This is a genomic window from Mycobacterium sp. P2_H7 (genome assembly GCF_056403275.1).
The window spans coordinates 37,736-60,752 of record NZ_JBFUFU010000003.1; the positions used below are offsets into that span (position 1 = coordinate 37,736).

General features: G+C 66.8%; 17 protein-coding genes and 1 pseudogene. 9 read left to right on the forward strand and 9 right to left on the reverse strand.

Going from position 1 to position 23,017, the window contains the following annotated elements; genetic code table 11:
• Positions 1 to 28 precede the first annotated feature (28 nt).
• The 3 genes from AC1DY7_RS03440 to AC1DY7_RS03450 all read left to right on the forward strand — a co-directional run bounded on the left by AC1DY7_RS03440 (position 29) and on the right by AC1DY7_RS03450 (position 1,583).
• Positions 29 to 544 (forward strand): hypothetical protein, encoded by a 516-nt coding sequence (locus AC1DY7_RS03440; protein WP_477492262.1) that lies wholly within the window; start codon positions 29 to 31, stop codon positions 542 to 544.
• A 260-nt stretch (positions 545 to 804) separates the two neighbouring features.
• Positions 805 to 1,251: a hypothetical protein gene (locus AC1DY7_RS03445; protein WP_477492263.1), complete on the forward strand. Its 447-nt coding sequence runs from the start codon at positions 805 to 807 to the stop codon at positions 1,249 to 1,251.
• A 62-nt stretch (positions 1,252 to 1,313) separates the two neighbouring features.
• Complete coding sequence (locus AC1DY7_RS03450; RefSeq protein WP_477492264.1) at positions 1,314 to 1,583, forward strand: RHS repeat domain-containing protein; 270 nt, start codon at positions 1,314 to 1,316, stop codon at positions 1,581 to 1,583.
• 863 nt (positions 1,584 to 2,446) lie between these two features.
• On the opposite strand, the gene AC1DY7_RS03455 is transcribed toward AC1DY7_RS03450, so the two are convergent.
• The 6 genes from AC1DY7_RS03455 to eccE all read right to left on the reverse strand — a co-directional run bounded on the left by AC1DY7_RS03455 (position 2,447) and on the right by eccE (position 8,231).
• The gene (locus AC1DY7_RS03455; protein WP_477492265.1) at positions 2,447 to 2,911 is read right to left on the reverse strand and encodes a hypothetical protein; all 465 of its coding nucleotides are present in this window, start codon (positions 2,909 to 2,911) and stop codon (positions 2,447 to 2,449) included.
• 60 nt (positions 2,912 to 2,971) lie between these two features.
• Positions 2,972 to 3,385, reverse strand: coding sequence for a hypothetical protein (locus AC1DY7_RS03460; protein ID WP_477492266.1), 414 nt, complete (start codon positions 3,383 to 3,385; stop codon positions 2,972 to 2,974).
• A gap of 104 nt (positions 3,386 to 3,489) precedes the next feature.
• Positions 3,490 to 5,316: an alpha/beta hydrolase gene (locus tag AC1DY7_RS03465; protein WP_477492267.1), complete on the reverse strand. Its 1,827-nt coding sequence runs from the start codon at positions 5,314 to 5,316 to the stop codon at positions 3,490 to 3,492.
• The gene (locus AC1DY7_RS03470) at positions 5,316 to 5,606 is read right to left on the reverse strand and encodes a hypothetical protein (protein WP_477492268.1); all 291 of its coding nucleotides are present in this window, start codon (positions 5,604 to 5,606) and stop codon (positions 5,316 to 5,318) included. The genes AC1DY7_RS03465 and AC1DY7_RS03470 overlap by 1 nt, the downstream gene beginning before the upstream one ends.
• Before the next feature lie 88 nt (positions 5,607 to 5,694).
• A complete protein-coding gene (locus tag AC1DY7_RS03475) occupies positions 5,695 to 6,495 on the reverse strand; it encodes a DUF5336 domain-containing protein (RefSeq protein ID WP_477492269.1) in 801 nt (266 codons plus the stop codon).
• Between the two features lie 32 nt (positions 6,496 to 6,527).
• A complete protein-coding gene (gene eccE, locus AC1DY7_RS03480; RefSeq protein WP_477492270.1) occupies positions 6,528 to 8,231 on the reverse strand; it encodes a type VII secretion protein EccE in 1,704 nt (567 codons plus the stop codon).
• 59 nt (positions 8,232 to 8,290) lie between these two features.
• Here eccE and eccB point away from each other — a divergent pair, with 59 nt between their 5' ends.
• Positions 8,291 to 9,796: a type VII secretion protein EccB gene (eccB, locus tag AC1DY7_RS03485; protein WP_477492271.1), complete on the forward strand. Its 1,506-nt coding sequence runs from the start codon at positions 8,291 to 8,293 to the stop codon at positions 9,794 to 9,796.
• Positions 9,797 to 9,801: 5 nt separating this feature from the next.
• Here the strand turns inward: eccB and eccD (AC1DY7_RS03490) are convergent, their stop codons facing one another.
• The gene (gene eccD / locus AC1DY7_RS03490; protein ID WP_477492272.1) at positions 9,802 to 11,301 is read right to left on the reverse strand and encodes a type VII secretion integral membrane protein EccD; all 1,500 of its coding nucleotides are present in this window, start codon (positions 11,299 to 11,301) and stop codon (positions 9,802 to 9,804) included.
• A gap of 93 nt (positions 11,302 to 11,394) precedes the next feature.
• Here eccD (AC1DY7_RS03490) and eccCa point away from each other — a divergent pair, with 93 nt between their 5' ends.
• Genes eccCa through mycP form a run of 3 tightly spaced genes read left to right on the forward strand, consistent with a single transcriptional unit; the run spans position 11,395 to position 18,280 of the window.
• Complete coding sequence (gene eccCa, locus AC1DY7_RS03495; protein WP_477492273.1) at positions 11,395 to 15,423, forward strand: type VII secretion protein EccCa; 4,029 nt, start codon at positions 11,395 to 11,397, stop codon at positions 15,421 to 15,423.
• Entirely contained in the window at positions 15,420 to 16,916 is a 1,497-nt protein-coding gene (gene eccD, locus AC1DY7_RS03500; RefSeq protein WP_477492274.1) for a type VII secretion integral membrane protein EccD, read from the forward strand. Before eccCa ends, eccD (AC1DY7_RS03500) begins: the two co-directional genes overlap by 4 nt.
• Entirely contained in the window at positions 16,916 to 18,280 is a 1,365-nt protein-coding gene (mycP, locus tag AC1DY7_RS03505) for a type VII secretion-associated serine protease mycosin (protein ID WP_477492275.1), read from the forward strand. Before eccD (AC1DY7_RS03500) ends, mycP begins: the two co-directional genes overlap by 1 nt.
• Here the strand turns inward: mycP and AC1DY7_RS03510 are convergent.
• Positions 18,277 to 18,951: a hypothetical protein gene (locus AC1DY7_RS03510; protein ID WP_477492276.1), complete on the reverse strand. Its 675-nt coding sequence runs from the start codon at positions 18,949 to 18,951 to the stop codon at positions 18,277 to 18,279. The genes mycP and AC1DY7_RS03510 overlap by 4 nt on opposite strands.
• 608 nt (positions 18,952 to 19,559) lie before the next feature.
• On the opposite strand from AC1DY7_RS03510, the pseudogene AC1DY7_RS03515 reads away from it, so the two are divergent.
• Positions 19,560 to 20,993: pseudogene (locus tag AC1DY7_RS03515) on the forward strand (MinD/ParA family ATP-binding protein); the annotation flags it as partial.
• Between the two features lie 3 nt (positions 20,994 to 20,996).
• Here AC1DY7_RS03515 and AC1DY7_RS03520 read toward each other — a convergent pair.
• Complete coding sequence (locus AC1DY7_RS03520) at positions 20,997 to 22,235, reverse strand: hypothetical protein (RefSeq protein ID WP_477492277.1); 1,239 nt, start codon at positions 22,233 to 22,235, stop codon at positions 20,997 to 20,999.
• Between the two features lie 127 nt (positions 22,236 to 22,362).
• Here AC1DY7_RS03520 and AC1DY7_RS03525 point away from each other — a divergent pair, with 127 nt between their 5' ends.
• Positions 22,363 to 23,016 carry a GAD-like domain-containing protein gene (locus AC1DY7_RS03525; protein ID WP_477492278.1) on the forward strand — a complete coding sequence of 218 codons (654 nt, stop codon included), beginning with the start codon at positions 22,363 to 22,365 and terminating at the stop codon, positions 23,014 to 23,016.
• The last annotated feature ends 1 nt before the right edge of the window (position 23,017 follow it).

Sequence of the window (23,017 nt, forward strand, 5' to 3'; positions counted from 1 at the left end):
AGCACTGGATGATGTGACTGTACAGTCCGTGGACTTTGTTGATCGCGATCAGTACTTCCGGTTGCGCGCGCTAGGCCCTGGTCCGGCCGGGAACCGTTGGGAATCTGTGCAGCTCGCCTGGGGCCTCACCTCGACCGACGAGTACAACCGACCGCTGCGCCGCAGCGCGGTCAATTCGATCGGATCCGATTTTCTCGTACTTCTAGACGACTGCCGCACACGCTTGGAGCCTTTTATCGGCAGTGACGGTGAGTTCTTGCCCGCAGACCTCGACGGCCGTGGTGTCTGGATCTATCGGAGTACAACCTACGTCGATGCGATAGATCTCTCGCGGTCTCACATGAAGTCAGAAACTCGTTTCCGACGAGGCGACCGGATGATTGTGGTTGCAAGTCGATTGGTCGATGCGCAGGTCTACGTTTTCACCGCGATGCCCTTATTGGGCACCTTCTTCAGTGAGCGCGCCAGGGATTCGCTGCTCGCGACGGGGTTGTTCGACACCATTGAGTTTCGTCGACCCTCTGCGATCGAAGTGATTGACTGATGCCACCAGCTCCTAGAGGCCTGCATCGATCGCACCCTCAGTCGACTGCCGCGAGTGAAGCACCTCTGGCTCCGTGCGGTCCGTGACCGATCATGTGTGATCAGTGTGGGTGGCCCCCGGTTTCATTCCGGCCTGTGCGGGATGCCGCATCGGCGCGTTATCAGTATGCGCAGGTCGCTGATTGGGAGTCAGGGCAGGTAATCGCCCGAGGCGGCGTGGAGGGGAGTTGGCGGGCACACGAGACTGCCATCAGAGTTTCGATGGTCTCAGGACGTGACGCGCAACCTCTGCTGACAGAGGCGCGAATGCCGTACCTGGACCCCGGCGCGTTGCTCGTCGCCGGGGCCGAGCACATCACTGCGGCCGCGCGCGTGCTCGACGACTACGGAGTTTGGGTGGCAGCCGTCGACACGGTCTCAGGCCGAACCGATCTCGCCATCTTCCTGAGCTCTGCGGTCATCAGTCGCGGCGACTCACGTGAGCGACTCGAGGACCCCGGGCTGGGCACCTATCACTTCCTCAGCCCCGCAGAACCCAACACAATCCGCGAACTCGGTGCATTCCGCCATGTCGATGACCCCCGTGGAACGCTGTACCTCAGCGACCACCTGGTCGCTCAACTTTCCTACGCCGGTGTGCTCGCAGGAACGAGCTTCGCCATCTGCGCGCCGCTCCCCTTCGATCCATTCCCACCCCCGCCAGCGTAGTTCCACGCCCCAAGTATTTTCGATTCCAGACCGTCCCCAAACGCCTGAGCCGCAAACCCGATGTGTGGCACTACCAGTTGGATGCCTGGGATCGGCTGCGCACCGTCGTCACCCCCGACGGACAGACGTACCGCTACACCTACGACCCCTCCGGACGCCGACTCACCAGGACCAGCGACCGCGAATCGGTGCTGTTCGCCTGGCACGGCACCCGACTGGTCGAACAAACCACCACCGCCGGTGAGGTCCCTCCTGGTCGTATCTGCCCGGCCAGTCACCCCGCGAACCCAAACTCACAGCACTGCAGGCACTTCGGCGCTGCGCGCCGGTGAGCTGTCCCTGGACAACCCCGGCCTCCACCGCGCCCCAGGCCGACGTGGACCGATGGTCCGTGGACCCAGGAGGCCCCCAGTTCGCCGAAGCGATGAATGCCTAATCCCGGGCATCCGCGACTCGATCCAAGGCCCTAGCGGTGCGGTGCGGCGCGTCCTCGTTCGCCGGCAGAGCTAGGGCGGGTATGGCACCATCATGTCGATCCAGGAAGAATACAACTTGTCCCCGAGATACATCATCCAGTCGGCGCTGGTGGCAAACCGAACACCTGGCGATTAATGCATCCGGGAGGACGCGGTGGAATGGCAATTTGGGGCTGAGTACCCGAAACCAATACGGACGCTACTTGAGCAAATATTCGACAGCCCGTACGCCGAAATTCCAGATGGATCCATCTTTGTACCCAAAGACCCCTACTCGAATCGGCAGATTACGTTGGGGACGCCGGCGATTGGACTTACTACCTTGAATTATCAGTAATCAAGGAATTACTAGAGGGTTTCGGCGGGATCGATCAAGATGTGCTCGACCGCATCACGCACTACGCGATATTCGACGACTTCCCATCGCCATAGAGAGTCCTAATGCAGTGATGCGGGTGTTCCACGGTTTAGGTCAGGTCATTGACGCCATCAACTCAATCGGCCCCGATTACGAATGGATTTACGTCAATCCAGAGAAGTGGGCCGACGAACCGTTCACGAGAGATCTATCGCATCGACGTAGGTTGTACTCGCGGAACCGCCTTTGCGTGGCAATTTCGTGACGGGCAACGGCGGCAACGCAGTGTCCGCTCCGGTTTGGCGTACTCCACAACTTCGGAGTCAGCGCCGCGCACGTCTTCACGTGCAACCACCGCTGCCTACAGGGCGATCGGACGATGCGCCAACGCATGGGCAACGACCGCTGCGGCATCCCACGTCGCCAGATCCACCCCGCTTGGCGGATAGAAGATGAGGTCCGTCGGAGCCGGGTGCGGGACATGTGCACTGAGCAGGGCGGTCCACCAGGGACTGCGCTCCGCGTCCCACGCAGACGAAGTCGGCATGATCCGCTGCACAATCTCGACCATTTCCTGCCGCGTCGGTTCTACTTTTCGCACCAGCTGTGGATCCGCGTCTACCCGCAACTGCCATGCCGCCTCTACCGTAGAGGCCGACCCGAACACGCCATCGAGCCATTCTGCGTCCACGGCGTAACCGGCTGCCACACTCAGTGTTTCGGCGATCAGGGCCGGCGATTCACCCGCTTCGAGACGCTCGTAGGCCTGTTCGATCAACGCGTCCCATTCGTCGGTTCCCTTCGGGGGAGGCAGCTCTGCGCGCATATCAACACCCACGATCACCCGAACGCGAATCTGCACGGCCCTGTCGACGGGAGTGGCCGTTCATGGATTCGCGCACGGCGAGTTGACGTAGATCTCGAACACCGCCTTGCCGCTCGGACGCACTTTGTCCGACGCCGTGATGCCGTACCCGCGGTCGTCTTTGTAGGCGCGCGTGTTGGGCGGTTCAGGTTCCGGCCGGGTCCACGGAGTGCGCTGGAAACCTTCGGCCTGCAGGGAATCCACCCGACGCAATGCGGCGGCGACGAACTCCGGTGACGGATCGTGCTTCACCCACGTGGTGCGCACCGAGAACGGCGGGCCCACGCTCATCAATGACTCCGGATCGGTACGGCAACCGATCTGCGCAACATCCTGGAACGCGGACCGGTCGAACTCGTCGCCGACGATGAGCGCGACGAGCCGGCTGTTCTCGTCGGTGGCCTGAGCGATCGTGATTGTGGGTGGCGTTGACATACTCGTTTCCTCCGTCGTTGTTGCCGCGCTGTCGCCACTACCGGCCCCGCATCCCGTGACCACTGAAAAGAGCACTGCGAGAGTGAAACCCGCCGTCAGAAACTTCATTGCACGTCGTACCGTTCGCCGATCTGCGGGTTGTCGGTGACCCGCGCACCACCCCACGGGTCTTCCCACTCGTCGGGCGTGAAAGGGATGTACTCGGCAGCCTTCTGCGACGCGGCGGCGTCCGCCTGGTCCCAGACTTCCTCGTCGAAATTGCCCGCATCGCCCACGTTGATGTCGACGGCGTTGGTCTCGATGCCGCGGTCGACATAGAGGCTGACATCGCCGCCGGCGATCACACCTGCCATGTTCTGGAATGCCGTCGAGTTGGGGTCGTCCCAGTACTGGCCGTGCCCGTCGGTACCTACGATGATCTCACCGGGCCGGTGGTCGTTGAATTCGCTGCCGTAGTAACCGGTGTCGAGGCGGACGACGCCGGGGATGTTGTCCGGATCGGTGACGCCGGGCAGACCGCCGAGTGGGTTGCCGACCTGGCCATCGGTGTTCTCCGGTAGCCCCATCGGGGCGATCCCGGTGTCTCTGGGCAGCGACTGGATGGCGCCGATGGGATCCCCCGGCGCGGTCAACGAGAACCGCTGCACATCGGGATTGGGGTTCTCGTAGGGTGCGGTGTAGATGCCCGTCCCGGCCGACGACGCATGCACGATCCGGTCGGCCCGCAGCCCGAGTTGTTCGGCAGTGCCGACGATCGCGCCGCCGTAGGAATGCCCGATATAGGTCACCGGGGTTCCGGCCGCCGAACCTGCCACCTCCCGGTCGATCTCGTGCCCGAAACCGACCAGCTTGGGCGCCATGTCGCGGGCGTAGGTTTCGTCGGCGGCCTTATCCAGACCTTGCGGGAAGTCGCCGCCGACATACAGCAAGATCGGCGAATTGCTCTGATCGGCCAGGGCGAGTGCCGATTTATGGTTCGACGAACTTCCGTTGAGGTTGGTGTTCGTGCCCGGTACCACCACGCCGACGCCGTTGATGCCGGGTTGGATCGAGCCGATCAGCTCGATCATCCGGCCGTTGCCTTCGGGGGAGAACCCCACGAACTGCCGGTCGACCTGGTCGGTCTCCGAGGTGATCGGGTCGTCGATGGTGCCGAGCATCGCGTTGAGTTGGTCCACCCGGGTCTGGTCCGGCGGCATCTTCTGGAGTTCATCAGTCAGGGCGTTACGGATGTTGATCTCGTTGGACGCGATACGGGTGTCGAAGGGCACCCCGTCCATGTTGCCCAACTCCAGGGGATCAGCTATCACCAACGCGTGCAACGTTTCTGGATCGAGCGTTGCCAGCAGGGCGGCGCGCTCGTCGGGCGTCATCCCGGCCAGCCGATCCACCAGCGCGTCCGGGTCGATGCGCTCGCCTGACGGCAACGTCACGTCGGGCTGACCATGCACCATGGCCGCCAGATCCTTGGCCGATGTCCGCAGCGTTTGGCCATAGCTGGTGTCCAGACGGTCTACTTCGTCGAGCCCGGACTGGATAGCGCTCTGGTACTGCTCGGCGTCGTCGGCACGGTCGGCGTCGGGATGGGTCACCGCCCCGGTATCGGAGACGGTGAAACCTCGGGATGCGGCTTCGTCGACCTTTCCCAGGATGAAAGACCGAAGGCTACCGAGGTCGCGGGCGGCATCCTCGGCGTTGTCGGAAATCTGATCGAACACGTTCGACAGTTCGCGCCCGTGATCGACCTCCTGCTCGATGCGCGCCGTCGCCGCGTCATGAGTCTGGCCGTACCAGTTCGGGGCGTTCGCTATCGCTCTCTCCGCCTTGTCGAGCGCCTCGTCCAGTGACCGCACGTTGTCCCGCGCCTGCGTCCCCGCCGCAGCCAGCCCATCGAGATTCCAGCCTCGCAGTTGGCTGATCGACGGCCGCATCAGCGCGCAGGCAACTCGTTGATCGCCGCCCCCATGCTCTGGTCCAACTCCACGGTGTTCGCGGCGAACCGCGTGACCTTGTCCGCCATGGTTTTCAGCCGTTCGCCGATCGACGATGTCGCCTCCGCAGCCGGGTCTGCACAATCGCGGATGGCGGCCAGCACATCGCTGCCTGAGCCTTGCACGTGCCCGAAAGCGTCCCACTTCAGGTCGGCGGTGCTGCGACCACCTTCGCGCCACTGGTGGCTGATATCGGACAGTTCGATGGGACTGATTCCGAACTCGGGCACCTCGTCCCCCTTTGCTCGCCGGACGGTGCTACCAGGCTACCGCGACCTGTGAACCAGCTGAATGCGAATTCTGATGCCGGGGAACCGCTCAGTTCGACGACGCCTCGCCCGGCTCCTCTGCCCGTGTGCCCGGTTGCTGCGCCGCCGTCGGTCCGCCGCGGCCATAACTCGGAATCCCGGGGTCCGGGCCGGCGGTCGCCGACGGCGCCGCTGCCGCGCCCCGCTGCGGTGGAGCGGGCGGATACCCCGCCTGCTGCTCATACCGCTGCTGCAGAGCCTCGTAGGACTCCTGAGCCGAGTCGGCCCGGGCACCGGCCCGACCACGCGCCTGCGCGGTCGCCGTGCTGTGCGCCTGCGCGTCGGCCTGCCCCTGCCCTGCTGCCCGCTGTTGCGCCGGCGGCGCCTGCTGGTACTGCGCGTACGCCTGGTAAGCCTGCATGTACTGCGCGTACGCGCCATAGTCGGGACCGGCCTGCGCGGACCTCTCATCCCCCCCGAGCAGCAGCGCCGCCACCGCCACCGCCCCTTGCAGCAGGTTGAGCACCACGATCACCACCAGAGCCCAGCCGGCGTCGTCGGCCTCGACCCAGGTGCTCAGTGCAACCAGGAATCCTGTTACGGCGAATGTCGCTGCCAGCCAACCATGTTCAGCTTGGCGTGGTAGCAGACCGACACCGGCGATCACCGCCGCCAGCACGCTGAACCACGTGATCCAACCTAGCGCGACCGGTGAACCGAAACTGACGGCGAAGGTGATCAGACCCAGCACCGCGGTCGCGATCCACAGCGCCGCCGCACGTTGGGTGTTGCCCTCCGGTTCGGGAGCCGCGAACTGATACCCGCCGTAGCCACCCCCGTATCCGCCGTAGTAGTCCGGTGAACTCGTCATGGCTGCCCCCTCCTGGAATCCAACCTATTACGTCAGTCAGCGGAACTGAACGACGATTTGATGTAGCGCATCTCATCGTCGGTGGCCACCATGGTCACCTCGGCCGACCCCGACCGGGTACGCACCGCCACCACGTCGTTCTTCGGATCGATCAGCCGCAGACTCACATCGACATCCCGCGACGGCGCCGCCTGCGGGGGCTTCACCACCATCGCCGTCACACCGACCCGCACCCCTTGCTCGGCCACCCCGTCGAACATCTCCACCGAGTAATTGCGCTCCGCGCCGGCCTGCATCGATCCACGGTTGAAGTCGGTGACCCGCAGGACGTTCTGGTCGGCCACCGCCTCGACCATGTCGCGCCACGCCGCGGGCCTGCGGGTGTGCACCCGAACCCGCGCGCCCAGCGCGAGCGAGCGCAACACGGCCTGCTGAGCCAGATGCAGGGTCCCGCACACCTCCACCCGCTCGATCTGCGGGCCGAACAGCGGCAACGCGACCGCGCGGCCGTGGGCGTCGGCGCCGATCACCTGCCCACACCCGGAAGCGGGCAGGGCAAGATCTTTGAGCGCATCGTCACCCGTGGCGAAGGCCCACCGTTCGACCGACCGTCGCGGCGGCGGCATCGGCAGGCTGGTGGCCAGCGCCGCGAACTGGTAGCCGCGCAGGTGACTGAGACCGCGCAGGCCGGCACGGATCCGGCCGTGGCTGTTGAACCGCACCAATCCCCGAATCTTCACCGGCCCCCCGGCCTCGTCGCGGCGCAACGAAACACACACGGTGGTCGAATAACTCGGCACCGTCCACAACAACCCGAGACCCGCGGTGTCGAGCATCGACGGCTGCACCGAGAAACTGCGCAGCTGGAAGAGCCCCTCCTGGCAGGTGAACCAGGTCTCCTCGACACTGCTCAGCGCCACCCCGTCGGACAGCTGGTTGGTGGCCTGTGCGATCTCGCTCGCGGTCATGATGTGCGGGCGCAGCCCCGCTTCGGCCAGCCGGTTGGCCACCCGACGGGTCGCGGTGCCCGCGGTCCGGATGATTCCCTCGCGCCCGCCGCCGCGGTGTCGCACGGCGTCCGGGCAGCGCGTGGGGTCGAACCGCACGGCGACCCAGACCGTGCGCTGCGCGATGGCGGGCAGCGGCCCCAGCACCGCGTCATAGATCGCCGCGATCTGACCGTGGCCCTGGGACCGCGCGCCTTGGCTGATCACGTCGATCGAATCCAGCGTGATGTCGAACTGCTCCAGGCAGTCGGCGACCATCTGCACCGATACCGTCTCACCGGACACCGTCACGCCGGGCTCCAGCACCGTCAGCGCCTGCGGGTTCTCCTGTATCCGCACCAACGACAGCAATGTCTTGCCGTCCCAGTGGAAGCCGATCTGCGCCCCGTCCGGCAGTTCCGCATCGAATGGTTCGTGGCGCGCGCCGCGGGTGGCCCGCCGGCGTCGGTCGCGGGCGAATCCCGCCCGCATACCGACCCATCGGGGCAGGGTGAGTCCGCGTACCCGGACGACGAACAGCAGCGCCACGGCGAGCCCGGCCGCGGCGCCGTACCAACCGGGTTGGTGCAGCAGCAACGCGGTGGCGACACCGATCGCGATGAACAACTCGATCAGGAGCAGATCGCGTAGCGGAACGGCACGCTGCGGGATGATGTCGACGGTCGACGCGAAATCTCCCGGCGCAGCCGTGTCCCCCCGGCCTCGCTCGGACCTACGACGAACTGTCACACCCCCGGTCCCTCATCCGTTGAACGGCTGTACCCTGATCGCTGATTGGGGGAGCAGCCATGCCAGCGCAAGTTACCACGCGTGCTCAGGTCAATGGGTATCGCTTTCTCATCCGGCGCCTCGAACATGCACTGATTCGCGGCGATTCGCGGATGATCCACGACCCGATGCGTGGCCAGATGCGTGCTCTGCTGGTCGGCATGGTGGTCGCGATCCTGATCGCCGGTGCAGGCGGCGTGCTGGCCTTCTTCAAGCCGATGCCCAACTTCGGCAACTCCACCATCATGCTGAGCAAGTCCAACGGCGCCATCTTCGTGCGGATCGGCGACAAGCTGCACCCCGTGCTGAACGTTGCGTCCGCACGCATGATCGCCGGCAAGAACGACCCGCCGAAACAGGTCGACGACAAATTCCTCAACACCGTTCCGCTGGGCCCGATGGTCGGAGTCGTGGGCGGGCCCACCGCCATTCACCAAGGCGATGACATGAACATGTCGTCGTGGACGGTGTGCGACACCACCAAGACCCCGGACGTCACCGTGAACGTCGGCAGTTTCTCCGTCGAGACCACCGTGCTGGGCAACAACCCGGTACTCACCGACGACATTCGCGCCGCCTCGCCCGCGCAGATGCTGCTCACCCAGAGCGGCAACACCACGTTTCTGCTCTACAACGGTGTGCGCGCGCCGATCGATCCGACGGATCCTGTGCTGCACAGTGCTTTACGTCTCGGTGACGCAGAGGTGCGCGAAGTCTCGCCCGGACTGCTCAACGCCTTCCCCTTGGTCGACCCCATCCTGCCCGTCACCATCGACGGTGTCGGCCAGCCGACCGACTACCTCGACGCGCAATACCGGATCGGCTCGCTGGTGAAGACGGTCGACTCGCGCGGCACCCAGCTCTACGTCGTGCTTCGCCAAGGGCTGCAACCCATTTCGGAAGCCACCGCCGACATCATCCGGTACGGCGACGCCGGGTCACCGACCGTGTCGGACCCGGACACCATCTCTCCTGCCGTCATCAGCAACGCCCCCATCGTGCATGCCCTGCACGTCGACCACTACCCCACCGCGTCACCGGAGTTCATCAACGTCGAACCCGATCGCGTGATCTGCCTGGCCTGGCAACGCACCAACACCGCCGCCGAGGCCACCAACCGGCTACTGGTCGGTCACCGGTTGCCGGTGCCCAAGGACGCGCAGCCCGTCCGGTTGGCGACGGCGGACGGCAACGGTCCGGGCCTGGATTACGCCTACCTCAAACCCGGTACCGGGGAATACGTCCAGTCCACCGGTGGCGAGCCGAACAGCAAGGCGATGGGCCAATTGTTCTACATCGCCGACACCGGTGTGCGGTACCACATCAAGGATCTGCCCACCGCGACCGCGCTCGGCGTGTTCGGTGTCAAGGACCCCGAAAGCCCGAAAGAGACGCCCCAGTACGCACCCTGGCCCATCATCTCGCTGTTGCCTCCCGGACCGGAGCTGTCCCAGCAGGCCGCACTGATCGCCCACGACGGAATGGCCGCCGATCCCGACGGTTTCAAGGTGGTTCCGCCGAAGTAAGTCGGCTAGATTCGCAGTTCCCGGAAGAACGCGTAAAGCCGGATGATCCAGCAGGCCAGCGGGAAGACCAGCGCGATGGCCAGGTATTCGAGCAGTTCCACCCGCCGCCGCATCACCGGCGAGAACTCCAGGCGCGGCGCCACCAGACCGGTACACACCACCAGGACACCGAGCGACACCAGCATCAGGGCCGAATTCACCTGCCAACCATCGAGATTGACAGCGGTCTTGACGATCATCGCCAGCACGATCAGCAGACCGGCACCGATCAGCGTTGCGGACTGCACCAGGTCGTGGTGGCTGCGTCCGCGCAGGCACAACACGGTCGCCACCGCGATCGAAAAGGCCGTCCCCTGCCAGAAGAATCCATTGCTGACGTCCACGGCCAGATAGCAGCCGATGACCGCCGCCATCCCCGCCGCGGCGATGATCCCGGTGAGGTATTCGTTGGCCCGCTGCACCCGCTCGGCCATACCCTCCTCGGTGGGGATGACCTGCTTTCCGATGGCGTTCACGCCCTCAACAGTTGTGCCGCCCTGGGTTTCGATGTCATCCAAGGGCTCACCCGCGGTGGGAACGCGGGGCACCGGCAGCTTGGACAGCATGATGGTGGTCCTGGGTGCGAGGTAGACGATGATCACCGCGACCGTCGTGAGGATCGCGCCGATGGACCGCGGCGCAGGGTCGAGGACGAGTTCGGCCACCGCGGCCGGGATGCACAGCACCGCCAGCGCGACCACCGCCGTGTACAGCGACCTGCCGCGCCCGGTGATCAACAGCATCAGCAGGCCCACCAATGCGGTCAGAGCGAACGCCATGGGCAGCGCCTTGACGCCGTGCGCACCCGGAACCACGAACAGGGCCCCGCCGAAGATCAGCGGCAGCGCGGCGCCGGCAAGCCAGGCCGAGCGCCCCGCGTCCCGCGACCGGTAGGGCAACACGCACGCGGCGACCGCGCACATCAGTCCGACGCTCAGCGTGGCGAGGGCCGCGATGGGTACCGAGGGCACCAGCGACACCAGGGTCTGGCGGGGCAACAGAACCGCCACCAGCACGCCCAGCAGGATGCTCAGCCCGAACCATGCTGCCGGTCGGGCATTCTCGGCCAGCCAGGCGCCTGGGGTGCCGGTGTCGGCGATCGTCGCTTCGACGTCGTCGAACAGCAGTGGCGCTGCCGGTACGCCCACCTGCTGCACCACCAGGAAGTCGCCGTCGTAGATTCCGGCCTCGGCCAGCGACCTACTGGGATCGATCGCCGTGCCGCCGAGTCGTGCGAATGTCCACTTGCCCTCGGCGTTGTCGAACCGGGTGTCCTCGAGGTCGCTGACCGCGGGCATCTGATCATCCGCGAGGTCGATCACGTCGTTGATGACCGCACCGATGCTGACGTGGGTGGGCAGCCCGATGTCGAGCACCAGCCCACCGACGAGCACCGACACCCGGCTGAGCTCCTGCTCTGACTCCGACTGCGAATCCAGTTCCGACAGCGACGGTGGCAACGTCATCGGATAGGGCCTCCCACCTCGTCTTCGCGATGGTGTGACAATACCGACGATCGCTCGTTAGCCTGACAAAGCGAGCGTTCGGGGGGAGGCAGCGTGGCCACGCAGGGATTTGTCCGTCGTCTACGGGTGTCACCGCCCCGGATGCCGGGCGGTGAGGTGAACCTGCAGTCGCCACCCGAAGTGCCTCGCGTCATCCCCGGCAACCTGCTGATGAAGCTGATGCCGTTCGTGATGATCGTCGCCGTCGTCGGGATGCTGGCCCTGATGGTCACCGTCGGCGGCCGCGACCTGACCCGCAATCCGATGTTCCTGATCTTCCCGATGATGATGATCATGTCGATGGCCGGCATGTTCATGGGTGGCGGCGGTCGGACCGGTAAGGCAGCCGCCGAGTTGAACGAGGAGCGCAAGGACTACTTCAGCTATCTGGCGAACCTGCGCGACGACGCCGATGACACCGGTGATTCGCAACGCACCGCGCTGGAGTGGAGCCATCCCGATCCCCGCACCCTGATCGACGTCGCGGGAACCCGCCGGATGTGGGAGCGCCGGCCCAATGACCAGGATTTCTGCCACGTCCGCGTCGGCGTCGGCACCCACCGGTTGGCCACCCGACTACTCGCCCCGGAGACCGGGCCGCCCGAGGATCTGGAGCCGGTGTCCACGGTGGCGCTGCGCCGGTTCGTCAAGACGCATTCGGTGGTCCATGCGCTGCCGACGGCGGTGTCGCTGCGCGCCTTCCCGACCGTCACCTTCGAGGGCGACCGCAAGCTCGCCCAACAACTCGTCCGATCGATGATCCTGGAGCTCTGCGCTTTCCACGGACCCGACCACCTGCAGGTCGCCATTGTCACCGCCAACCCCGACAACGAGAACTGGAGCTGGGTCAAGTGGCTGCCTCAGGCTCAGCACGCCAGCGCTCATGACGGCTGCGGCACCATGCGGATGCTGTACCCCTCGCTGGAACTGCTGGAGACCTCGCTGTCGGCGGACCTCTCCGAGCGCGGTAGGTTCAACCGCAATTCCCAACTGGCACAAGGCATGAAGCAACTGGTGATCGTTATCGACGACGGGTACGTCACCGGTGACGAGCGTCTGGTCACCGACGCCGGCCTGGACAGCGTGACCGTGTTGGACCTCAACGGTCCGCCCGACGGTGCCGCCGCACGACGCGGTCTGCAGCTGGTCGTCGAGAACGACGACATCGGCGCCAAGACCGCGGCAGGTACCGAAAGATTCGCCACCCCTGACCGTTTGACCGTCGCCGAGGCCCAAGCCACCGCCCGCCGATTCGGCCGGTACCGCCCCGGCAACGCCGCCCACATCGTCAGCCTGGAGGCCGAGAGCAGGGCCACCGATCCCGGCTTGATGGCCCTGCTGAAGATCCCGGACGCCGCCGACATCGTGCCCGAGGACGTCTGGCGGCAACGCTCCCCGCGCGAACGTCTGCGGGTGCCCATCGGCTATACCCCGTCCGGGCAGCCACTGGAACTCGACATCAAGGAATCGGCCGAGAACGGCATGGGCCCGCACGGATTGTGCATCGGCGCAACGGGTTCCGGTAAGTCGGAGTTTCTGCGGACCCTGGTACTGGCCATGATCACCTCGCATTCGCCGGAGGCACTGAACCTGGTGCTGGTCGACTTCAAGGGTGGCGCCACCTTCCTCGGACTGGACGGCGCGCCACACATCGCGGCGATCATCACCAACCTCGAAGACGAGCTGACGATGGTCGACCGCATGCGTGACGCCCTGGCCGGTGAGATGAACCGCCGCCAGGAGTTGCTGCGCTCGGCGGGCAACTTCCCCAACGTCACCGAGTACGAGCGTGCGCGGGCCAACGGCGCCGACCTGGATCCGCTGCCGGCGTTGTTCATCGTGGTCGACGAGTTCTCCGAACTGCTTTCCCAGAAGCCGGATTTCGCCGAGCTCTTCGTCATGATCGGCCGACTGGGCCGGTCCCTGCACATCCACCTGCTGCTCGCGTCGCAGCGCCTGGAAGAGGGCAAGCTGCGCGGCCTGGACTCGCACCTGTCCTACCGGATCGGCCTGAAGACCTTCTCGGCCGGCGAGTCCCGCAGCGTGCTGGGGGTGCCGGACGCCTATCACCTGCCCAGCGTCCCGGGTTCGGCGTTCCTCAAATGCGATGCCGACGAGCCGCTGCGCTTCAACACCTGCTACGTGTCCGGCGAGTATGTCAAGCCGCGGGTGTCGGCGCGGTCGGGCCGGTCCTCGCAACTGGGCGTGCTGGCGCCGAAACTGTTCACCGCCACCCCGGTCAAGAAGGATCCGGTACCCGCCGCCCCGGTGGAGACACTCGAACCCGACCACGCCGTCGAGACTGCGGCCTCACCCACCAAGGTCACCTTGCTCGACATGGTGGTCAGCAGGCTTCGCGGACACGGGCGCCCGGCGCACGAGGTGTGGCTGCCGCCGCTGGAGGAAAGCCCCGCGGTCAACGATCTGCTCCCCGATTCCACGTGGAACGATCCCCGGAACATCAACGGCCGCTTGCTTCTTCCGATCGGCGTGGTGGATCGCCCCTACGATCAGCGCCGTGATGTGCTGACCATCGACCTGTCGGGCGCCCAGGGCAACATCGCCGTCGTCGGCGGACCACAGTCGGGCAAGTCGACCGCGATGCGCACGATGATCATGTCGGCGGCGGCCACCCACACCCCAGAGCAGTTGCAGTTCTTCTGCCTCGACTTCGGCGGCGGCACGCTGGGCAGCCTGACCAATCTGCCGCACGTCGGCAGCGTGGCGGGCCGGATGGATTCCGACCGCATCCGGCGCACCGTCGCCGAGGTGACCGGCCTGCTGAGGGAACGCGAACTGCGCTTCCGCGATCTGGGTATCGAATCGATGCGCGACTTCCGGCAGCGCAAGGCCGAACTCGCCAAACTCCCTCCCGAGGTGGCCGCACAGGATCCGCTGAGCCGGGACCGATTCGGCGACGTGGTTCTGGTGGTGGACGGCTGGGCCACCATCAAGGCCGACTTCGACATCCTGGAGCCGGCGCTGCAGGCCATCGCGATCCAGGGCCTCTCCTACGGAATTCACCTGGCCGTCACCGCAACTCGCTGGATGGAGATCCGTCCTGCGGTGAAGGACATGCTCGGCACGCGGATCGAGCTGCGGATGGGCGATCCCATCGACAGCGACGTGGGCCGCAAGTTCGCCGAACTGGTCCCGCTGGGCCGGCCGGGACGCGGCATGAGCGCCGACCGCCTGCACATCCTGATCGGCCTGCCCCGGCTGGACTCCAGTTCCGACGTCGAATCGCTGCCCGCCGGTGTCGCGGGATCATGTGACGCCCTGCGCCAGTTCTACGGCGAACGGCAGGCGCCGCGGCTGCGGATGCTGCCACACGAGTTGGACCGGAACCAGGTCACCGAAGCCGCCCGCCGCGCAGGCAGCCTGGGCCCGGCCAGGATCGTCATCGGTATCGGCGAATCCGAACTCGCGCCCGTCGTCCTGGATTTCGACGCCCAGCCGCACCTGGTCATCTTCGGTGACACCGAATGCGGGAAGACCAACCTGCTGCGCAACATCGCCGCGGGCATCATGGAGAACGCCACCCCGAGCGAGGCCAAACTCATCCTGGTCGACTTCCGGCGCACCATGCTGGGTGTGGTCGACAACGACTACCTGGGCGGGTACGCCACCGCCGCGCAGTCGTGTGCGGACCTGATGAAGGCGCTGGCCGACTCCCTCAAGGACCGGATGCCGCCCAGCGACGTCACCCAGCAACAGCTCAAGGACCGCTCCTGGTGGACCGGACCCGACCTGTACGTCGTGATCGACGACTACGACCTGATCCCTGGCGGTTCGCTCAACCACCCGCTGGCACCACTGGTCGAATATCTGCCGCAGGCCCGCGATATCGGCCTGCGCGTCATCATCTCCCGCCGCATCGGCGGCGCCGGGCGCGCCATCATGGACCCGATCATCGGCCGGATGCGCGACCTGTCCTGCAACGGTCTGGTGATGAACGGCACCAAGGACGAGGGTGCGCTGTTCGGCTACAAGCCCCAGCAGATGCCGCCCGGCCGCGGCATGTTGGTGTCCAGAACCGTCCGCAGTGACGTCGTCCAATTGTCGAAGATGCCCGACCTGTGACGGGGGCCCGCGAGCTGGTGCAGGTCCGGGTCATTCCGGCTGCGCCCGAACATGTCCGGTTGTCCGTCGTCGCCGCAGGCACCCAGCTGGACGTGTCCCTTCCGTTGGACTCCCCGGTCGCGGCCCTGCTTCCGGAGCTGGTGAAACTCGTCCGTTCGCGCGACGGGCTGACCGGCGCGCCACCCGAGGAGTCGACCTCCAAGGACACCAAACGAAACTTCTGGGTGCTCGTCCCCGACGGTGGCGACCCGCTGACGCCGGACTCGACCCTGCGGGAAGCGGGCGTCGTCAACGGGTCGCTGTTGCGCTTGACCGCCGAACGGGCGTTGTCGGCACCCACCCTGTACGACGACGTCGTGGACGCGGCCGCGCGGCTGAACAAAGCCGCCCACGCCGGCTGGGACGCCGCGGCGGCCCGCTGGATGGCGTTTGCCGGAATTCACCTGTCGGCGTTCACGTTATTGTATTTCCTTGTCGGACAGGCATTTGCATCGCACCGCGCGGCGCTGGTGGGGATCTCGGTCGTGGTGGCCCTGGCGTTGACGGGGGTCGGTGCGCTGGCGCACCGGTCCTACGGGCAGGCCGCGGCGGGCGCCACGCTCGGCTGGGCCGCCCTGCCGGTCACCGCGGGTGCGGTGTGGGCGGTGCTGAACCGCTTCGGCGGCTATGGGCTGGCCGCCGGGTGCGCCGTGCTCGTCGTGGTGTTCTACGTCCTGTACCGGGCTGTCGGGACCGGACGGTGGGGGTATCTGACGGCGGGCACCTTCTTCGCCCTCGGTGGGCTCGCCCTCGTGGTCCATCAGGTCGGGGTGCGCGCCGATCTGGTCGGCGCAGGGCTGGCCGTGATCTCGACTCTGGCGTGCCTGACGGTGCCACGACTGACCGCACCCATGGGACGGTTCAAGCCGCCGCGCTCCCGCACCGAAGCCGAACCCGAAACGTCGATGTTCGAGAATCCGTTCGCCGGCCCGGCGACACCCGCTCCCACCCCCGTGGGCGAGAGCACCGCCGCTGCGACACCGACCGCCGAAGGCGTGTGGGACCGGGTTCGCACAGCGCTGTTGACCCGGTCGGCGCTGTACGGCGGCTTCGCATCGGCCGCTGCGGTCGGCGCGTCCGTCGTGCTGATCGCCCAGCATCCGCCGCATTGGTCGGGCCTGGTCTTCGCGCTCACCTGTGTCGGCACCCTCGCGCTCTACACACGCCGGGTCAGCGCGGTGCTGGAACGGGCCGCGCTGGTGGTCCCCGCCGTCGCGCTGGCCGGCTACGCGTGCTGGGCCGCGCAGCAGGGAGAGCAGCCGCTGCCGCTGGTGGCGTTCGCCGTGCTGTTGGTGGCCGCGGTCGGGGCTGCGGTCATCGGTATGCGCGTGCCCGCCGGGCCGATCCCCGGGCGCCTGGTGACGGCGTTGACCTACCTCGATTACCTCGCTTCGGCGGCCCTGCTCCCGCTGACGCTGTGGGTGGCAGGCGTATACAGCCGGCTGGGTTTCTGATGCGGCGCTGGGCCGCGGCAGTGGCCGCCGCGCTGATGGTGGCCGCGTTCGAGGCCGCCCCCGCTGCGCAGGCGATCAGTCCGCCGGTGGTGCCGCCCGGCCCGCCCCCGAACGGTGGCGGCGGTGCACCGGACACGACGGAGCAGAAGTCCGTCTGCGGTACCGGCGGCGTGTTCCCGGACAGCGATTTCAGCCTGGTCCCCAATGCCGAGGCGATGCTGAACTTCCCCGATGCCTGGAAGTTCTCCACCGGCGCGGGACAGAAGGTGGCTGTCATCGACACCGGCGTCGCGCCGAATCCCCGTCTGCGAGTCCTCGAGGGCGGCGGGGATTTCGTCTCGTCCTCGGACGGGCTCGTCGACTGCGACGCTCACGGCACGTTGGTGGCCGGACTGATTGCGGCATCGCCGGTGCCCGAGGACGCGTTCGCCGGTGTCGCGCCCGACGCGGCGATCCTGTCGATCCGGCAGAACAGCAGCGTGTACTCGATGAAGGGGTCGAGTTCGGCCCAGAACGACCCGAACGCGGTGTCCGTCGGGTACGGCAGCACCCAGACTCTCGCCCGGGCCATCGTGCGCGCTGTCGACATGGGCGCGACGGTGATCAACCTGTCGGAGGTGGCCTGCGCGCCGGTCGGCGCCGGCATGGACGACGCCGAACTGGGCCAGGCCGTGCGGTTCGCCTTCGAGCGCAACGTCGTGGTGGTGGCTGCCGCGGGCAATTTCAACAAGCAGGGCTTGTGCAGCGTGCAGAACGAGATCAGCGATCCGAACCTGCCGTTGGCCGATGCGTGGAAGTCGGTGCGCACCATCGCAAGTCCCGCATGGTTCCAGGATTACGTGTTGACCGTCGGCGCACTGACCCCTGAGGGCGAACCCGCCGACTTCAGCCTGCACGGGCCCTGGGTGGATCTCGCCGCTCCGGGCGAGAAGATCACCTCGCTGAGCCCGAACGGACCCGGGTTGATCAACGCGTTCGTCGATCCGAACGGCGGGCTCGTCCCGATCAACGGAACCAGTTTCGCGACGCCCTTCGTCTCCGGCGTGGTGGCCCTGGTGCGGGCGCGCTTCCCGCAGATGTCCGCCGGCGAGGTGATGGACCGGATCAAACGCACCGCGCACACCCCGGAGGCCGGGCCCAACCTGGCCACCGGCTATGGCGTGGTGGACCCTGTCGCGGCGCTGACCTACCAGCTGCCGCCCGCCGCCGACCTGCCGAACCCCGATCAGGGACATCCCATCGCGGGCCCTCCTCAACCGGACCCGGTGCGCGTACTGGCCCGCAATGTCGTGCTGGCGGTGCTGGGACTGTGCGCGGCTGCAGCGGCCATCGCACTGGCCGTCGTCAAGAAGGCAAAGGACTAGCCCGGCAACGGAAGATCGGGCCGGTGGTGGCGCAGCCATGCGCCGACGATGCCGCGTTGCCAGTCCGGTTCGAACTCGGCCGGGAAGATCACGCACCGTGGTGACCGGTGTGGGCGGCCCTGGCGCAGATCCGAATGGTTCAGCCGGTCGTGGACCTTCAATCGCGTGCGGGACGCGCCGGGCACCGGCGAGATGGTGCCGCCGCCGACGATTCCCCACCCCGCGACGGTGTTGGCGTGGGCAAGGGCCGCCTGCGCCGCGGGCGCCATGGCGTTGCCCGGAAAGTTCGGTGTGCGGCCTGCGGGCAGCGCGGTGTTGCGGTGCTGGAATCCGGTCAGCGCCGCCCACGGCATGTCGACGGCGACGGTGCCGTCGACCTTGTGCATACCGTCCGGCCCCAGCACCAGCCGCTGCAGCTCGCCGAAGGTGTGACGCAGTTCATCCCGTTTGCGGAAGTAACGCGGAATGCAGAACCCCCCGGCCGCTGCCAGGCCCCCGACCAGCGATACCGCCGCCACGTCGGGAAACAGCAGGCCCAGGGCCAGCGCCACCACCAGCCAGATGGCAAAAGCCTGCACGATCAGCACCGGTATCAGTCTGGGCATGGTGGTGTCGGCATTCAGGACACATCTGAGCTCGACAGGCCTGGTGAAGTCGTCCGCGGTTGTCATGATCCCCCTCCCGGCCATCCTGCCAGCCAGCCCGGACGCTTCCCGGGAATCCCCGTAGGATTGGCTGGTTGAGTGTCCTGACCTGAGGGAATTGAGGAACTGTGGCCGATGACGAACCGCCCCAGGCGGAACGTAGCGGGCCCGCGCGTCCTCCCTGGCTGACCCACATGCCCACGCCGGAAGAGCCGCGGGAGGAGCGCCGCCGCTCGCGCCGCGGCAGGCAGTCCGCCGAACCCGAGCCCGGGCAGGCCCCTCGGCCGTCCACCGCGACACCCCCGCCGCCGGTTCCGCGCTGGGAGCCGCCACCGCCCCCGCCGTGGACTCCCTCGCTCGCGATGACGGATTCACCGTTGTTCAACGAGGTGGCCCGCGACCATCACGCTCCGGCGCTGGAGTCGCGTGCGCCGGAGGAGCAGGAACCGGAGCCGCCCGTTGAGGCGGCGCCTGAGCCGGTCGTGCAGGCGGCCGCCGCGCCCGAGTTCGAGCCCGAGCCCGAGCCGCCGGTTCCGTCGGTGCGGCAGTTCGAATTCCCGCCCGCGATCGAGGTCTTGACCCCCGAACCCGAGCCGGACGTCTCACAGCCCGAGCCCGAGCGACCACCCGATCTGGATGACGTGGATGCCCGGGCCGCACAGTTAGCGGCACTCATGGAGTCCCGTCGGACACGACAGGAAACGCCGGTGCCCGAGTCGGTGGACAGCCCCGCTCCGGAGATCGTGGCCGAGGTCGTCGAGGAACCACCGGTGCACATCCCGGCCGACCAGCCCGACCCTCTTCCGGAACCCGAGCCCGAGCCGTTCGTTCCGCCGGCACCGCCGGTGCAGGAACGCCCACCGGCCGAGTGGCATCCGGCGCCGCCGCCGGCACCGCCGGGACCGCCCCCGCCCGGCTGGGGAGCGATGCCGCCGCCACCTCCACCTCCGGGCTGGCCGGTCGGCGCACCGCCGTGGCCGGTCGCGCCGCCGCCACCGCCGGGCTGGCGTCCTGCCGCTGCCCATGCCAGCGGCAACGAACCCGAGTTCAACGGCGGATACGAGTCCGATGAGGTTCGCCCGGCACGACATGCCGCGCCGCCGGATTACCGCCCACCGCAGGCGTTTCGGATCCCGACGTCGCTGGACGAGGCCGAGGTGTTCAACCGGGCACGGCACGCACCCCAGTCCGGTTGGCGCCGCACCCTGCATAAGGCGACCGGTGGTCGCGTCAATCCCGGGGACTCACGCAAGAACCGCGAGATGGAGGAATTGCTCGCGCAGATCCGCCAGCCGATCGCCGGCGATTTCCGCATCGCGGTGCTGTCCATCAAGGGCGGAGTCGGAAAGACCACGACCACCTTGGGATTGGGCTCGGCCCTGGCCATGGTGCGCACCGACCGCGTGATCGCGGTGGACGCCAACCCCGACCGTGGCACGTTGGCCGAACGCGTGCGCGACTACTCCACCCAGTCTACGGTGCGAGATCTCTTGCGCGATCCGAACATCCGCCGGTATGCCGACGTCAGGGCACACACCCGGATGGCCTCCAGCCGACTGGAAGTGCTTGCCAGCGAGCAAGATCCGGCGGTAGCCGAGGTATTCGGCGAGACCGATTACCGGCACACCATGGATATCCTGCGGCACCACTACAACGTCATCCTCACCGACTGCGGCACCGGCATCATGCACTCGGCGATGTCCGGGGTGCTCGACCTGGCGCACGCGATCGTGCTGGTGAGTTCCCCAGCCATCGACGCCGCCCGCAGCGCCTCGGCGACGCTCGACTGGTTGATGCAGCACGGCCACGGCGGGCTGGTGCGCGAAGCTCACGTGGTGCTCAGTGCGTCGCGCCCCGGTTCGGCGGCACTCAAGATGGACAAGGTGTACGAGCATTTCGAAGCACGTTGCCAGTCAATCCATTTGATCCCCTTCGACCAGCACCTCGCCGAAGGCGCCGACATCGACTTCAGCCTGCTCAAGCCCGCCACCATGCAGGCCTACATCGAGCTTGCCGGTGCGGTCTCGGAGAAGTTCTCGCGCCTGCGGGTGTCCTACGACGGGCGCTGAGGCCTACGCGAAGATATCGGTGCCGCTGTCGTTTGCAGGAGGCGGGTCGACAACGGGATGTCGGCCGCGGAATTCCGCCGACAGCCTGCTGCTGACAAGTTCAGCTGGCATCTCGGCCGGGGCGGCAACGATTTCGCCGTCATCGGCGACGTAGTAGAGATTCGCGTCCGCCTCCGACGGCACTCGCCAACCGTCCCGCAGTCGCTCCGGTTCACCGGCCCGATAGGCCGGGTCGGCCGCTCGCACCACGGCCAACGCATCACCCGGTGGCAGATAAGGACTGTCCAACGGCGAAGGAAAGTAGAAGATCTCATCCGCAGCCGGAACCGCATAGCCGGCCCCGGTGACGTCCCGCACCGGCGCAAGCCGGCCCGCCACCAGGTGGTAGGGAATCACCGCCATCGTGACCCGGGCAGCCTCCACGACGTCGATGTCCGCCCAGATGTCCCCCTGCCCAAGCACTTCGACGTTGGGGAACAGGTGCCATTCACCGAACGACGGAGTTGGCTGTTGAGGCGCGGCATTTTTCAGTTGCCGCCCGCCGCCCAGATGAACGCCGAGACCAGGGCCGTTGATGCTCCGCACGGAGAACCAGGCGCCCTTGTAGAGGCAGGAAGTGATCACGCGGAGAAAACCTTCGGTCTCGGCTGGGGGCACCGGCTTGAACGCGATCTCCTGCGCAGTACTCGGCGCATGCTCGAAGTCGTCAGGAACAGCTTCACCAGAACGAACTGAGAGGCGGACCTGCTTGTTGTCGCCCGACCCGAGCAGCGTGAAGCGAAAGTTCTGGCCCCGATAGGTGCAGAAGTATTCGCTCGGCAGCAGTTGCGATCCGTCCGCCCGCACCACACGGGTCAACGCCTCGCCGGGCACACCGAAGACCTCGTCGATCACCGCGCTGACCTGAGCGCCGGTGAGTACCGGAACGTCGAACCGGCGGTCCCGCACGTACGCAACGAACTCCGCGCCTGGGCTCAGGCCGTACCGCCGCACGTAGTAGGTCACCGCGTCGTCCCAGCGCCACACCCCGTCGGTGCGCTGTGTCAACGGAACCTGAGCCGCATCGCTTCCCGACCACGGATCTGACTTGCGGGCCGTCGTGCGTGCAACAACGGCACCGGCGTCCAGATAATCGGCCACCCGGCCGGCCTCCTCGGCCGACAATCGCGGCAGCGCCTCATCCGGGGCGATCCCGGACGGACTCCCCGGGTCCGGCCGCCACACCGTCAGTGCTGTCGTCACCACCCCACCCTTACCTTGCCGAGCACCTGACCACAACCGCCCCCACCGGCAACATCAATCTACTTGCCCGTCGGACGGCACCGCTAGGCTGAGGGCGTCTCAACACCACTTCGCGGGGAGGACGACCGTGCGACCGGAGTTCCTCAACTTCGTCTCCCGGTGGGGCGAACCCATCGATCCAGTTCACGTGCCGGACAGCTACTTCGACGAATACGGCGAGCAACTGCCCGTAATCCTGCACGACCTGTGGCGCGAGATCGGTTTCGCCGGTTTCGGCGACGGCCTGCTCTGGGTCTGCGATCCGCACTATTGGCAGCCGATCGTCGACGCATGGCTGGAGGGCGTGGAACTGCCCGCGGAGTACCGCGGCGGTCAGATCCCGATCCTGCGCACCGCGTATGGAAAAATTTACTGCTTCAAGCGCGAACTCGGCCAGAAGCTCATCATCAATCCGGTGTTGTCGAAAATCTCGACGGTCCGGCCCAATCCGGTCGCGGGCCAAAAGTGGATCGACACGCAACTGCAGTCCATCCTGGAGCTACCTCCCCATTCCTTCCTTCTGGACGCCGATCCGCCGGAGGAGGGAGACGATCTCCAAGAGGACATGTTCCCGCGCATCGTCGAGCAGCTTGGCAGCACCGGCCGGCACACCGTCTACACCTTTGCCCCCCGCATCCAGGACGGCGGCCTCATCCGCGCGGAGTTCGCCGCACTCGCCGACGCGAGCGACGAGCTGCGTGGTCTGCGCGCACTCCAGACCCCGCGCGTCGGCACCATCTGAC

Bases quoted from the DNA above. Each gene is read 5' to 3' on its own strand.
- AC1DY7_RS03445 (WP_477492263.1), top strand. From the start codon at position 805: ATGGTCTCAGGACGTGACGCGCAACCTCTGCTGACAGAGGCGCGAATG.
- AC1DY7_RS03455 (WP_477492265.1), bottom strand. From the start codon at position 2,911: ATGCGCGCAGAGCTGCCTCCCCCGAAGGGAACCGACGAATGGGACGCG.
- AC1DY7_RS03460 (WP_477492266.1), bottom strand. From the start codon at position 3,385: ATGTCAACGCCACCCACAATCACGATCGCTCAGGCCACCGACGAGAAC.
- AC1DY7_RS03465 (WP_477492267.1), bottom strand. From the start codon at position 5,316: ATGCGGCCGTCGATCAGCCAACTGCGAGGCTGGAATCTCGATGGGCTG.
- AC1DY7_RS03475 (WP_477492269.1), bottom strand. From the start codon at position 6,495: ATGACGAGTTCACCGGACTACTACGGCGGATACGGGGGTGGCTACGGC.
- eccB (WP_477492271.1), top strand. From the start codon at position 8,291: ATGCCAGCGCAAGTTACCACGCGTGCTCAGGTCAATGGGTATCGCTTT.
- eccD (WP_477492272.1), bottom strand. From the start codon at position 11,301: ATGACGTTGCCACCGTCGCTGTCGGAACTGGATTCGCAGTCGGAGTCA.
- mycP (WP_477492275.1), top strand. From the start codon at position 16,916: ATGCGGCGCTGGGCCGCGGCAGTGGCCGCCGCGCTGATGGTGGCCGCG.
- AC1DY7_RS03510 (WP_477492276.1), bottom strand. From the start codon at position 18,951: ATGACAACCGCGGACGACTTCACCAGGCCTGTCGAGCTCAGATGTGTC.